The 12,922-nt window shown below is 67.0% G+C and carries 13 protein-coding genes; 5 read left to right on the top strand and 8 right to left on the bottom strand.

From position 1 onward, the window contains the following. The first annotated feature begins 245 nt into the window (after positions 1-245). Positions 246-1,178 carry a threonine/serine dehydratase gene (locus NG697_RS19020; protein ID WP_252603467.1) on the top strand — a complete coding sequence of 311 codons (933 nt, stop codon included), beginning with the start codon at positions 246-248 and terminating at the stop codon, positions 1,176-1,178. 4 nt (positions 1,179-1,182) lie between these two features. On the opposite strand, the gene NG697_RS19015 is transcribed toward NG697_RS19020, so the two are convergent. Beyond that, positions 1,183-1,992 carry a carbonic anhydrase gene (locus NG697_RS19015; RefSeq protein WP_252603469.1) on the bottom strand — a complete coding sequence of 270 codons (810 nt, stop codon included), beginning with the start codon at positions 1,990-1,992 and terminating at the stop codon, positions 1,183-1,185. A gap of 132 nt (positions 1,993-2,124) precedes the next feature. Continuing rightward, on the bottom strand, positions 2,125-3,030 hold the full coding sequence (locus tag NG697_RS19010; protein ID WP_252614949.1) for a helix-turn-helix transcriptional regulator: 906 nt from the start codon (positions 3,028-3,030) through the stop codon (positions 2,125-2,127). Positions 3,031-3,212: 182 nt separating this feature from the next. On the opposite strand from NG697_RS19010, the gene NG697_RS19005 reads away from it, so the two are divergent. Next, positions 3,213-4,058, top strand: coding sequence for an aldo/keto reductase (locus NG697_RS19005; RefSeq protein WP_252603492.1), 846 nt, complete (start codon positions 3,213-3,215; stop codon positions 4,056-4,058). Positions 4,059-4,115: 57 nt separating this feature from the next. Next, positions 4,116-4,325, top strand: a complete 210-nt coding sequence (locus NG697_RS19000) for a hypothetical protein (protein WP_252603474.1) — start codon at positions 4,116-4,118, stop codon at positions 4,323-4,325. A 34-nt stretch (positions 4,326-4,359) separates the two neighbouring features. Here the strand turns inward: NG697_RS19000 and hutG are convergent, their stop codons facing one another. From hutG to NG697_RS18970, 6 genes are all read right to left on the bottom strand, one after another. Continuing rightward, entirely contained in the window at positions 4,360-5,310 is a 951-nt protein-coding gene (gene hutG, locus NG697_RS18995) for a formimidoylglutamase (protein WP_252603477.1), read from the bottom strand. After that, entirely contained in the window at positions 5,307-6,062 is a 756-nt protein-coding gene (locus tag NG697_RS18990) for an IclR family transcriptional regulator (protein WP_252603479.1), read from the bottom strand. The genes hutG and NG697_RS18990 overlap by 4 nt, the downstream gene beginning before the upstream one ends. Positions 6,063-6,262: 200 nt before the next feature. Further along, positions 6,263-7,075, bottom strand: a complete 813-nt coding sequence (locus NG697_RS18985; protein WP_252603495.1) for a bifunctional allantoicase/(S)-ureidoglycine aminohydrolase — start codon at positions 7,073-7,075, stop codon at positions 6,263-6,265. A gap of 10 nt (positions 7,076-7,085) precedes the next feature. Then, a complete protein-coding gene (locus tag NG697_RS18980; protein ID WP_252603484.1) occupies positions 7,086-8,363 on the bottom strand; it encodes a DUF6986 family protein in 1,278 nt (425 codons plus the stop codon). 3 nt (positions 8,364-8,366) lie between these two features. Beyond that, positions 8,367-9,965 carry a malate synthase A gene (gene aceB / locus NG697_RS18975; RefSeq protein WP_252614948.1) on the bottom strand — a complete coding sequence of 533 codons (1,599 nt, stop codon included), beginning with the start codon at positions 9,963-9,965 and terminating at the stop codon, positions 8,367-8,369. A 16-nt stretch (positions 9,966-9,981) separates the two neighbouring features. After that, the gene (locus tag NG697_RS18970; protein WP_252603489.1) at positions 9,982-11,376 is read right to left on the bottom strand and encodes an NAD-dependent malic enzyme; all 1,395 of its coding nucleotides are present in this window, start codon (positions 11,374-11,376) and stop codon (positions 9,982-9,984) included. 220 nt (positions 11,377-11,596) lie between these two features. Here NG697_RS18970 and NG697_RS18965 point away from each other — a divergent pair, with 220 nt between their 5' ends. Then, complete coding sequence (locus tag NG697_RS18965; RefSeq protein ID WP_056340756.1) at positions 11,597-12,352, top strand: IclR family transcriptional regulator; 756 nt, start codon at positions 11,597-11,599, stop codon at positions 12,350-12,352. 327 nt (positions 12,353-12,679) lie between these two features. Beyond that, positions 12,680-12,922: helix-turn-helix domain-containing protein (locus NG697_RS18960; RefSeq protein WP_252614947.1), on the top strand; the 243-nt coding region annotated here is incomplete at its 3' end.

The raw sequence follows: 12,922 nt of genomic DNA, 5'->3' as shown, positions 1-12,922 counted from the left end.
GGCCCGCCCGGCCAACCAAATCCCGGAGTCCTCAACGAGACCGTCGGCGGATCAAGGTTAAGGCCCCTCCGGTGAGTATCCGATGAAGGGGCCTTCTCTGGCATACTCATTCGGCCCGCGAAAGCGGCCCAATTCTCTCTTTGGGACGCTTTTGCGCCGAGCCGCTGGGACGGAACGACGGCGACACCACGCGGGCGATAGCCTGAACGTTGAACCCAGCCCCACCCCGGAACGAGGATTTCCCCATGATCACACGCACCGACGTCGACGAAGCCGCTGCCCGGATTGCCGGAAGGATCCGCGTCACGCCCGTACTGGCGGCTGACCGCGGCCAGTTCCCCGGCGAAGTGTGGCTTAAGTGCGAGTTCATGCAGCACACCGGCACGTTCAAGGCCCGGGGCGCGTTCAACCGGGTTCTGGCCTGCCGGGAGCGCGGCGAACTGAAGGACGATGTGGGCATTGTGGTGGCCTCCGGCGGCAACGCCGGCCTCGCCAACGCCTACGCGGCCACGGAAGTGGGGGTCCCTGCCACGGTGTTCGTGCCCGAGACCGCCCCGGCCGTGAAGGTCAAGAAGCTCGTGGCCATCGGCGCCGACGTGGTCCAGCACGGTGCCGAATACTCCGAGGCCTACGACGCCGCGATGGCCTACGCCGCCGAGACGGGCGCGGTCTACTGCCATGCCTACGACCAGCCCGAGATCGCCGCCGGCGCCGGCACCATCGGAACCGAGTTGCTGGAGCAGTTGGGCGACGTGGACACCGTGGTGGTGGCCGTGGGTGGCGGCGGGCTCATGGCGGGGGTCGCGGCCGCCGTGGAGGGCCGGGCCAAAGTGGTGGGCGTCGAGTCCGAATCCACGCCCACCCTGCACGCCGCACTCGCGGCCGGGATCCCCGTGGACGTGGCCGTCTCCGGGATCGCCGCCGACTCCCTGGGGGCCCGGCAGATCGGCCGGATCGGCTTCGACGTGGCCGTCCGTACCGGCGTCCGCGCCGTGCTGGTCTCCGACGAGGACATCGTGGCCGCCCGGTCCCTGCTGTGGGAGCAGTACCGCATCATCGTGGAGCACGGCGCGGCCGCGGCCTTCGCCGCCCTGCACTCCGGCGCCTACGTCCCGGCCGACGGCGAACGCGTGGCCGTGATCCTCTGCGGCGCCAACACGGACCCCGCCACCGTCTGAGGTTCTACCGGTCCACCGCGACGAGGTCCCTCCCGTTGAGCGGCTGGACCGGCCGGCTGTTGCCCGCGTGCGCCGCGCGCAGTGTGGCGAGCTGTCCGGCTCCCAGCTCAATGGGGGTCTCGAGGAGCAGCCAGCGCACGCCTTCCGAGCAGGGCGGAGTGGTCAGGCTGCCGTCGTACGCGAAGTGGTCCAGCGACGCCGGGAACAGCGCCGGGAAGTCCACGACGCCGGCCGCCACTTTCGGCCCATCGGCTGCGGCCGGCACGCCGTCCGTGAACGGCGCCCACGGCGCATTGGTAGCCCCCACCGTGGCGAGGATCCCGACGACGGCCAGCCCGCCGTCGTCGGCCTGGTGGACGAAATGGAACTCGGCCTCGTGCCGGACGCCGTCCAGCGTATGCTCGGATGGGGCGTGGAAGTGCAGCTGCTTGAAGGCGTACTTCTTGCCGCCAACCGTGATGCCTTGGGCCGAGAGGGCGTGCAGCTCGGTGGTGTGGCCGTTGTCGGTGATCTCGCCTTCCGAGGCGGAATAGGCCAGGGCGAGCGGCGCAGGGGAAAGGCCCGGCCCACCCCCGACGTCGATGGGGGACTGGGCGGTGCCCGAAGAGCAGGAGCCGAAGTCGGAGCTCAGGGTGCCCCAGTGTTCGGGACCCTCGGCGCCGTCGTAGGACCAGGCGCGGGGCGCTGCGGAGCCGGACGGCGAGGGTGCCGCGGCCCCGGCGGCGGACCTGCTGCAGCCGGTGACAAGAGCCAGCAGCCCCAGGCCGGATCCAACTAGCAAAGACTTCCTGGTCATTATTGTGGCGCTGCGCATTTCCATCCTTCGGGTCGTGTAGGTCCGCACCGGAGAGCCCGGCGCGGACCTACGACGACTACCACGGGGGCCGGTGGCAGGTCTTGTCACAGACGCCCACCGCAGGATGTGACCCGCTGTCCTTCCCGGAAGTCAGGGCGCCTTGCCGGCGCCGGACGCGTCCGTGTCTTCTGTGGCCCGAGGGGCTGCCGCGGCGGCCAGCACTTCGGCGCCGAAGCTGCCGAGTAGGGTCAGGGAATCGGCCGATGGCGAGTCCGGCTTCGCTGAATACACCCGCAGCACCTGGTCTGAATCGTCGGGAAGCGTCAGGTCTTCGAAGTTCAGTTCCAGGTCCCCGACGACGGGATGGTGCAGCCGAACACTGCCTGCGGACCCCGTTGCCAGCCGGTGTCCGGCCCACCATTGGCGGAAGCGTTCGCTGTGTACTGCGAGTTCGCCGACGAGTTGATTGGCCTGGGGGTCGTTGGGGTGCCGGCCGATATCCGCGCGCAGGGTCCCGACGGCTTCGGCCGCCACGGTCTCCCAGTCCCGGAAGAGATCGTGGGAGCGCGGATCGAGGAAAACCCATCGGGTGAGGTTCCGCTCTGCTGCCGGCATGGCCGGGAATTCAGCAAGGAGAAGGAACGCCAGGCGGTTGCCGGCCAGAACATCTGTGCGGCGGCCCAGGATCAGGGCGGGAACGTTGCCCACGGCGTCCAGGAGTTGGCGGAGAGCCGGCCGAACAACCTGTTCCGGAATGGGTGAATGCTGGGACTTCGCGCAGTTCTCCAGAAGGTCGACCATGTGCGCCTGCTCGCCAGGATCCAGGCGCAGGGCCCTCGCCACTGAATCCATCACCGCCCGGGACGGGTGGATGTTCCGGCCTTGTTCGAGCCGGGTGTAGTAGTCGGTGCTCACGTCCGCAAGGCGCGCGATTTCCTCGCGTCGCAGCCCGGGGACGCGCCTGCCACCGGTGGTCGCGGCTATCCCGGCCTGCTCCGGCGTCAGCCGCGACCGCATTGCCTTCAGGAACTTTCCAAACTCCGCGCTCTGACCCATGCCTTCCATTGTCCAAGCCGGCGTCCCCGCTTTCCAGTGACGAAGGTAGGACTGCCAGTCCTAGGAAAAGGAGGGAATGGCATACCTGCTGACACGGCCTGCCGGCGTGCCTAGCGTTGAATGCATAACCCGCCCGTGCAGGGCTGTTCGAGCAAACAACACAACCACGGGAAGAACTGATGATGTCCCAGCCACAGGAAATTACCATCCCCACAGTGACCCTCAACAACGGCGTCCAGATCCCGCAACTTGGCTTCGGCGTATTCCAGGTCCCGCCGGAAGAAACGCAGCGCATCGTCGAGGACGCCCTCGAAGCCGGCTACCGCCACATCGACACTGCCGCGGCGTACCGGAACGAGGCCGGCGTCGGGGCAGCCATTGCCGCTTCGGGCATACCCCGCGGGGAACTCTTCATCACCACCAAGCTGCGCAACGGTGAACAAGGAATGGCCCACCAAGCCTTCCAGAACAGCCGCCAAGCCCTGGGCCTGGACTACCTGGACCTCTACCTGATCCATTGGCCCGTGCCCGCACAGGGACTCTTCACGGAGGCTTGGAAGGCCATGGAACAGCTGTACGCAAACAACCAGATCCGCGCCATCGGGGTTTCGAACTTCCTGGCTGACCACCTGGACACGCTCCTAGCGGCGGCGGACGTTGTCCCGGCCGTCAACCAAATCGAAATCCACCCCGCGTTCCAGCAGCAGGAGCTGGCGGCCAAGAACCGCTCCCTGGGCATTGCGGTGGAGGCGTACAGCCCGTTGGGGCAGGGCGCCGATCTGGCAGCGGCCACCGTGAAGTCACTGGCCGCGAAGTACCGTGCCACACCTGCCCAGGTTATACTCGCGTGGCATCTCAGCCAGGGCACCATCGTCATCCCGAAGTCGGTCCAGGCCGCACGCATGCGGGAAAACCTGGGCGCTGCCGCCGTGTCGCTGACGCCCGCGGAGGTAGCCGAAATCACGGAACTGGAGTCCGGCGCCCGCACCGGCGGGGATCCCACCGTCGCCGCGCACAGCCAAATGTAGCCAATCCGCACCGGGGAAGTGCAAACCAAGAGAGCCTCACCGAACAAGAAGAGAACCATGGATAATTCGCTGATGATGGCTTGGGCCGTCGTCCACCTCATAAACAACGACAGCCGCAGCGCCTTGCCGGATTCACCCTTCGTGGCACCACGACAAGCCGGACGCGCACGCAGGAGACTGGCCCGCTTCCAGCGGCGGCTGGCCAGTCTCCTGCACGAAGCCGCGTGGGCAATTGAACCTGAACCGCGGACGGCTACTGAGCCCTGACCGTGAGTTTCTGGGGAGGGGCGCCGGCTTGCGGCTACGCATGCCGGCGCCCGGATCGCTCTGCGGCGATTGTGTGGATGAGGCGTGCGGCCGTGCGGGCCGTGCGGGAGTCGACGTCGAACCTGGGGTTCAGTTCGACGACGTCGACGACGGCGAGCTTGGGGGAGCGGGCCAGCTGGCGGCACACTTCCAGCACCACGGAGAGCGGAACGCCGTACGACGCCGGTGCGCTGACACCGGGGGCGACGTATGCGGGGAGGACGTCGAGGTCGATGGTCAGGTAGACCACGTCCACGGAGTCGATGAAGTCCTGCGTGAACTGCCGGACCTGCTCAGTCCTGGACTCGGTGCATTCCTCGTCCAGGAGGTACTTGACGCCGAGCTCCCGGGCTGTTTGGAAAAGGGCCTCGGTGTTGCCGGGCTGGCTGATGCCCACCACCGTGTAGCTGAACCCGTGGCCCAAGGCTTGCTCCGCCTCGGCCACCTGCCGGAACGGTGTTCCCGAGGACGGGATTTCCTCGGCGCGGAGGTCGAAGTGCGCGTCCAGGTTGATGATGCCGATGCGGCGTCCATCGGTGACCTGGCTGGCGCGGAGGCCCGTGTAGGTGCCGAAGGCGGTTTCGTGGCCGCCGCCCAGGATGATGGGCAGGTGGCCCGCGTCCAGGGCCTCGAGGACGGCCGCGCCGAGGCGCTCCTGGCCGTCCTCGAGGTTTCCGTCCACAACGGTGGTGTCGCCAAGGTCGTGGACCAGGAGTTCCGCGGGCGCCGCCATGGGTGCCAGGGCGGAGCGGATGCTTGCGGGACCGTCGACGGCGCCGACCCGGCCTTTGTTCCGGCGGACGCCTTCATCGCTGCGGAACCCAAGGATGGCGATTCCCGTGGTGCCGGCCTGGGCCGTGTTCACTGCGTGGTGCCAGCGACGGTGCTCTGGGCCGGGGCCGTCGTCGCGGCCCGTCCACGTGTGCTGGGTGGTGGGGTTGGTCATCGGGATCCTTCTCCGTGTCCTAGCGCCAGTGCGGCGTCACGGGTGCTTGCTATGAGTTGCTTTTCGCGCCGGACCGCCCGGTCCGCCGGAGCCATGGTGCTGACGGCACCCAAAAGCCGGCCGCCGTCGTCGAACACGGGGAAACTGACGCCCCAGACGCCCGCATCCACCGCCCCGTAGCTGAGGCCGAAGCCGCGGCCCTGAACGAGCTGGAGCTCGTGGTTCAGGTTGTCTGCCTCCTCCTCGCTCAGTCCGAGGCCGGCCACGATCCTGCTCTGCTCCTGGGGGTCCAGGTGCGCCAGCAGGGCCATCGCGCTGGCGCCCTTCAGTAGGGGGAGCGAGCGGCCCGGCGAGTAGCTGCAGCGCAGCATCTGAGGGCCTTCGATGGCATCTACGCACAGTGCCTCCGCACCGCGGACCACTAGATAGGCGGCCAGCTCCTGGGTTTCATCCGAGAGCAGCTGTAGCTGCTCCGAGATGCGGCCCTTGACCATGGCCTCCTGGTGGAAGTTGGCGGCGAGGCGCAGGGTTTCCGGGCCGGCGCTGTACTGCCCGCGGCGCCTGGTCTGCGCCACCAGCCCGGACGGCACCAGCATTGCCAGGTGCCGGTACACGGCGCTGGCGGGGATGCCCGTTGTTTTGCTGATTTGGGCTGCGGTCAGGGTCCGGTGCCGCGCGAATTCGAGCAGGATGTCGACGAATCGCGAGGCGTTGCCTTCCGCTATCACGGAATGGTTCGGAACTGTAGGCATAACACCGACGTTAGTGGCTGGAATCACGGATGGCATCAACTAGTTCCCATAGAGTGGGAATTTACTTTCCGCCGGGTGGGAATCAACCGTTAACGCGAAATCGCCGGAACCATGCCGGGTCGCCGCAAATTTGCAGTGACCCGGCATGGCTCCGGCGATTGCGGCGGCCAGCCGGTAAGAGGCGGCCGGTGTAAGGCGGCCTAGGTCAGCTTGATCTGGCGGTTCATGTCCTTGTAGAGCAGGTAGCGGAATTCGCCGGGGCCACCGGCGTAGCAGGCCTGCGGGCAGAAGGCGCGCAGCCACATGAAGTCGCCGGCCTCCACCTCAACCCAGTCGTTGTTGAGCAGGTACATGGCCTTGCCCTCCAGGACGTACAGGCCGTGCTCCATGACGTGGGTCTCCGGGAACGGGATAACCCCGCCCGGCTGGAACGTCACAATGTTCACCTGCATGTCGTGGGCCAGATCGCTGGAATCCGTGAAGCGGGTGGTCTTCCAGGCGCCGTCGGTATCCGGCATCGCGGTGGGTTCCACCTCGGCATCACTGGTGACGAAGGACTTTGCCTCGTAACCCTCAAGCCGCTCATAGGCCTTACGGATCCATTGGAAGGAGACAATGTCATCCGAGACGTTCTCCAGGCCCCAGGTGGCACCGGCGGCCAGGTAGGCGTAGCCGCCTTCCTCAAGCTGGTGCAGTTCGCCGTCGAGCGTCAGGTTGACCTTGCCCTTGGTGACAAAGACAACGCCCTCAACGCCGGGCTCAAACTCGGCCTTGGGGGCACCGCCGCCGGGGCCGATCTCCACGATCAGCTGCGAGAACGTGGTGGCAAACCCGGAGATCGGGCGGGCCAGGATCCAGGAGCGGGTGTTGGAGAAACCCGGCAGGGTGCTGGTCACGATGTCGGTCATAACGCCCTTGGGGATGACCGTATAGGCCTCCGTGACGATGGCCCGCTCCGTGGTGAGGTGCGTCTGCGGCGGCAGGCCGCCCTGGGGGTAGTAGTACTTGCCCATCATGGGATCCTTACTTTGAAGTGGAGTGTGCCAGCCGCGGGTGCGCCAGTGCGGTCAGCTGGGAAAGTTCGACGCCGGCGAGCGCCTGGACCTCTTCGGTCCCCACTGCGCCGCACTGGACGCCGCGCAGGGCGAAGGCGGCCAGGGCCCGGGCGGTGGCGGGTTCGTCCATGACCCCGCCTTCCGTGTGGTCGACATAGTTGCGCAGGCGTGCCGCTGCGGCCGGAAGCCCCTCGCGGTAGAACGCATACGTGGCGGCGAAACGGCTGGGCAGCTGGGCTGCGTGCAGGTCCCAGCCCTGGTAGTAGCCGCGCTCCAGCGAGCGGCGGACGAGGCGTCCGTGCAGCTTCCAGGCATCCTCGACGGCGTCGCCCACCGGGATGATGTTGGTGGATCCGTCGGAGAGGCGGATGCCCGTGCCGGCGACGGCCAGCTGCATGACTTCCTTGGCGTAGTCCGCGACCGGGTGCTCCATGGACTGGTACTCGGCCGAGATTTGCAGCGAGGCGGAGTAGTCGTAGGTGCCGTAGTGCAGGGCGCTGATGCGTCCCGGAACCACGTGCGGCAACTGCGCCACAGGGGAGGTGCCTTCCGGCCCGAGGATCAGCTGCGGTGTTTCCACCTGGACCTCGAAGCGGAGCCGGCCGGCGCGAAGTCCGTGGACTTCCTCCAGCCGGGACACTGCGAAGTCCATCGCCTGGACCTGGGCCACGGTGGTGACCTTGGGCAGGGTCAGGATGAGTCCGGCAGGAAGTTCGCCGGCCTGCGCGAGCGTGGAGACGAACAGGTCCAGTGTTTTCAGTCCGCGGGCCCGGGTGGGCGCCTCGAAGCACTTGAAGCGGATGCCGATGAACGGCGGCGCGGTGCCGGCCGCGACGGCGGTGGCCACAGCGTTGGCGGCAGAAACCGCTGCCACATCCTCCGCCTCATCGCCGCGGTCGCCGAAGCCATCCTCGAAGTCGAGGCGCAGGTCCTCGATCGGTTCCGTGCGCAGCTTGGCACCGACCCGTGCGGCGACGGCGGCAGCCAGCTCCGGCTCCTGACCCAGCAGCGCGCCGAGCTTCTCGAGTCCGCCGTGAGCCTCCGCCGTCGTAAGCGCCTGGGCACCCCAGTCGGCCGCGAACGACGGCGTGAAACGGTCAGCCGGCACGTACACGGTGTGCACGGGCTGGCGGGTGCCGTCGTCGCCCGGGTAATTACGTTCCAGCAGCTGGTCAGTGGCGGCCAGCTGTGCGTCGATGGCGGCAAGGTCCGCCGCGGAGAGCGACGGCGTGGGGGAGACCGCCATGACTCAGCCCACCAGTTCGTAGGCCGGAGTGGTGAGGAAGTCCGTGTAGTCCTCGGACAGGCAGATCTCGGCGATCAGCTTGCTGGCCGGCTGGTAGTACAGGCGGAAGGCCTCGTCGCCGAATTCGGTCCGGAGCCGTTCCGTTTCCTCGCCCAGGATCTTTTCGACCAGTTCGCGGGTGACGGTGTTTCCGGTGTCGGCGAGGACGGACTTGTTGCGGATCTGCTGCCATACCTGCGAGCGGGAGATCTCGGCGGTGGCGGCGTCCTCCATGAGGTTGTGGATGGCCACGGCGCCGTTGCCGGAGAGCCAGACGGCGGTGTAGGCGACCGCGACATACAGGTTCAGGCGCAGCCCGCCCTCGGTGACCTGGCCGTCAGCCGAGGCGATGTCGATCAGCTGGTCCGCAGTAACCGAAACCTCGGGGCGCTGCTTGTCCAGCTGGTTCGGGCGCTCGCCGAGTACGCCGTCGAACACCTCGCGGCAGGTGGGGACCAGGTCCGGGTGGGCCACCCAGGAGCCGTCGAACCCGTCGTTGGCCTCACGGGTCTTGTCCGCACGGACCTTGGCGAAGGCTGCTTCGGTGACCTCGGGGTGCCTGCGGTTGGGGATGACGGCGGCCATGCCGCCCATGGCGAAGGCACCGCGCTTGTGGCAGGTCTTCACCAGCAGCTCGGTGTAGGCGCGCATAAACGGAGCCGTCATAACCACCGAGGCGCGGTCCGGGAGCACAAACTCCTCGCCGGCGTCGCGGAAGTACTTGATGATGCTGAACAGGTAATCCCAGCGGCCGGCGTTCAGGCCCGAGGCGTGGTCCCGGAGTTCGTAGAGGAACTCGTCCATTTCGAAGGCGGCCGGGATGGTTTCGATCAGCATGGTGGCGCGGACGCTGCCCTGCGGGATGCCGAGGAAGTCCTGGGCGAAGACGAACACTTCATTCCAGAGGCGGGCCTCGAGGTGCGATTCCATCTTGGGCAGGTAGTAGTACGGGCCGTGTCCGTTGAGCAGCAGCTGCTTGGCGGTGTGGAAGAAGTGCAGGCCGAAGTCCACCAGCGCACCCACGGCGGGTTCGCCGTCGATCAGCAGGTGCCTTTCCGGCATGTGCCAGCCGCGGGGGCGGGCCACCACAACAGCCAGCGGCGCGTCGGTGCGGAGCGTGTATTCCTTGCCTTCGGGCGAGGTGTAGGCCAAGGTGCCGGTTGCGGCGTCGAGCAGGTTCAGGATGGCGTCGATGACGTTGGGCCACGTGGGCGTGCTGGCGTCCTCGAGGTCCGCCAGCCATACCTTGGCGCCGGAGTTCAGGGCATTGATGGCCATCTTGGCCGGGGTGGCCGGGCCGGTCATCTCGACGCGGCGGTCCTGCAGCGCGGCGGGCGCCTCGGCGACCTTCCAGTCGCCGTCGCGGATTTCCTGCGTCTCCGGCAGGAAGTCCAGGCGGCTGGTGCGGGCGACGCCGTCGCGCTTGGCCTGGCGGGCCTCGAGCAGCTCGTTGCGCGTTCCGGCGAAGCGCCGGTGCAGCTCCTCGACGAAGGCCAGGGCCTTGGGCGTGAGGATCTCTTCGGCGCGGGAGACCGGCTGGCGGTCAGTAACAGTGATAGCCATATTCGTAAGTCCTTTTCTAGAGAGCGCGGGCGGCGTGAGCGGCGCCCGCCACTGCGGCAGCCACATCGGCGGCTACATGAGGATCGAAGACGCTGGGGATAATGTAGCTCGCGTTGAGCTCGTCGTCAGCTACCCGGTTGGCAATGGCGTCTGCGGCGGCCACCAGCATCTCCGGCGTGATGTCGCTCGCGCCGGCGTCGAGCAGCCCGCGGAAGAAGCCCGGGAAGGCCAGCACGTTGTTGATCTGGTTGGGGAAATCGCTGCGGCCCGTGGCCACCACGGCCGCGTACTTGGACGCAATGACAGGGTCGATCTCCGGCGTCGGGTTGGCCATGGCGAAGACGATCGCGTTCTCGGCCATGGCGGCGACCTGCTCTTCGCCGATCACGTGCGGGGCGCTGACACCGATGAAGACGTCGGCGCCGGCCATGGCTTCGTGCAGGGTTCCGGCGAAGCCTTCCTCGTTGGTGTTTGCGGCAATCCAGGCGCGGTGCTCGTCGTCGTACTGCTCGCCCGAGTGGATGGCTCCGGAGCGGCCGGCGGCAACGATGTGCTGGGCGCCCTGGGCCTTAAGGAGCTGGATGATGGCCGAGCCGGCGGCGCCGACGCCCGAGACAACAATGCGGACCTCGGGGAGCTTCTTGTCCACCACGCGCAGGGCGTTGTGGAGGGCTGCCAGGGTGACGATGGCAGTGCCGTGCTGGTCGTCGTGGAAGACGGGGATGTCGAGTTCATCGCGCAGGCGCTTCTCAATTTCAAAGCAGCGCGGTGCTGCGATGTCCTCAAGGTTGATGCCGCCGTAGACGGGGGCCATGGCCTTGGCGATCATGATGATTTCCTCGGTGTCCTGGGTGTCCAGGCAGACCGGCCAGGCGTCAACGTTGGCGAACTGCTTGAACAGGGCGGCCTTGCCTTCCATAACGGGCAGGGCCGCGGCCGGGCCAATGTTGCCCAGGCCCAGGACGGCCGAACCGTCGGTGAGGACGGCAATGGTGTTGCGCTTGACGGTCAGGTTGCGGGCTGCTGCCGGGTCCTCGGCGATGGCGAGGCAGACGCGGGCGACGCCGGGCGTGTAGGCACGGGAGAGGTCGTCGCGGTTGCGCAGGGCTACCTTGGGGACCACCTCGAGCTTCCCGCCGAGGTGCATCAGGAAGGTGCGGTCCGAGACGTGCTGGACCGTGACGCCGTCGAGGGCGTTCAGGGCGTCCTTGACGCGGGCGGCGTGGTCGTCGTCGGTGGTGTTGCAGGTGACGTCCACAACCAGGGTGTCGTGGTGGGATTCCGTGACGTCAAGCGCCGTGATGGCTGCGCCGGCCGCGCCGACGGCGGCAGCGAGCTCACTCGTGGCGGTGAAGCTCGACGGCGCCGCGACGCGCAGGGTGATCGAATTTCCGGGGCTCGGGTTCGCCATTGAATTTCCTCCTCGTTGGGTCCGTTCCCGGACCGCTCGTGCAACCGAATGTTTTCGTATTATGGATATTATTATCTGCAAAGTGGAAATGCAACCCCCTGGCGGTCATGTTTGGGGACATCGCCTGGGGCCTGGTTGTGCTGTATGTTGAGTGTTCTAAGCAACTCTTTTCACGATGTGGATAAGAGATGTCAGAATCTGAGCCATAGGAGACAACGGAATGGCTGAAAAAGCCTCCGGAGGCGTGCAGTCCGTCGAGCGCGTCTTCGAACTGCTGGAACTCATCACAGACGCGGGCGGTGACGTGACGCTCAGCGAGCTCTCGTCCTCCACGGATCTGCCCCTGCCCACCATCCACCGCCTGCTGCGCACTTTGGTCTCGCTTGGCTACATCCGCCAGCTGCCCAACCGCCGTTACGCACTGGGTCCCCGGCTGATCCGGCTTGGCGAAGCCGCCAGCAAGCAGCTTGGAGCCGTGGCCCGCCCGCAGCTGAAGAACCTCGTGGACCGCCTCGGCGAAACCTCCAACATGGCCGTGCTGGATTCGGACATGGTCATCTACGTGGCCCAGGTGCCCTCCATGCACTCCATGCGCATGTTCACCGAGGTGGGCCGCCGCGCCCACACGCACGACACCGGAGTCGGCAAGGCGATCCTGGCCCAGCTCGACGACGAGGTGGTGCGCGGCATCGTGGCCCGCACCGGCATGCCCACCCCCACGGCCAAGAGCATCGGCGACATTGATGCCCTCCTTGCCGATCTCAAGCTGATCCGTGAACGCGGCTACTCCATTGACGAGGAAGAGCAGGAGCTCGGCGTGCGCTGCTTCGCGATGGCCGTGCCCAACGCACCCACCCCTGCCGCCATCTCGGTGTCGGGGCCGATCAGCCGCGTGGACCAGAGTTTTGCAGACCGCGCCGTGCCGCTGCTGCGCCAGGCCGCAATGGCGATCTCGGCTGAGCTCAACCAGAACTGAGTTTCCCTCCCCGCGAGGTGGCAGATGACGGCAGTGTTTGTTCGGCAGAGTCATATGGTCGTTGCAACGCTCTGATTGATGGAGCGTTTAATGGTCAGGTCATTTCCTCTGAGTACCCGCACCGAGTTCATTGACCTTGTGTGTGGGGGGATGTCGATTTTCGCTGCCGCCCGGCGTGTCGGGGCTGTGCACCAGACCGGGCGAAACTGGTGGGCCCAGTCTGGCCACATGATGAGTTTGAGCAAGGGCAGCGTTGGGGGTCTTGCGGATCCTGCACCGGCGACGGACGGCCCAGGTGGCCGGACGCTGGGAAGGGTGGAGCGGGGGATGATCCAGATGGGCCGACGATGTGGGCTCAGCTACGCCGAGATCGGTAAGGCCATAGGTCGGGACGAGTCAGTGGTTTGGCGGGAGGTGAAACGGAACACCAGCGCGGATGGGGTTTATTACGCCTCGGCCGCCCATAAGAAGGCGCATCAGGCCAGGCGCCGGCCCAAGCCGCTCAAGCTTGTCGAGGACGAGGATCTGTGCCGGCTGATCGCGGTGTGGATGGATGACGGGTGGAGCCCG

The sequence above is a fragment of the Pseudarthrobacter raffinosi genome, assembly GCF_023913835.1.
Lineage (GTDB): Bacteria > Actinomycetota > Actinomycetes > Actinomycetales > Micrococcaceae > Arthrobacter > Arthrobacter raffinosi.
The sequence above is the reverse complement of the archived record's forward strand: the minus strand, read 5'-3'. Positions and strand labels throughout refer to the sequence as shown.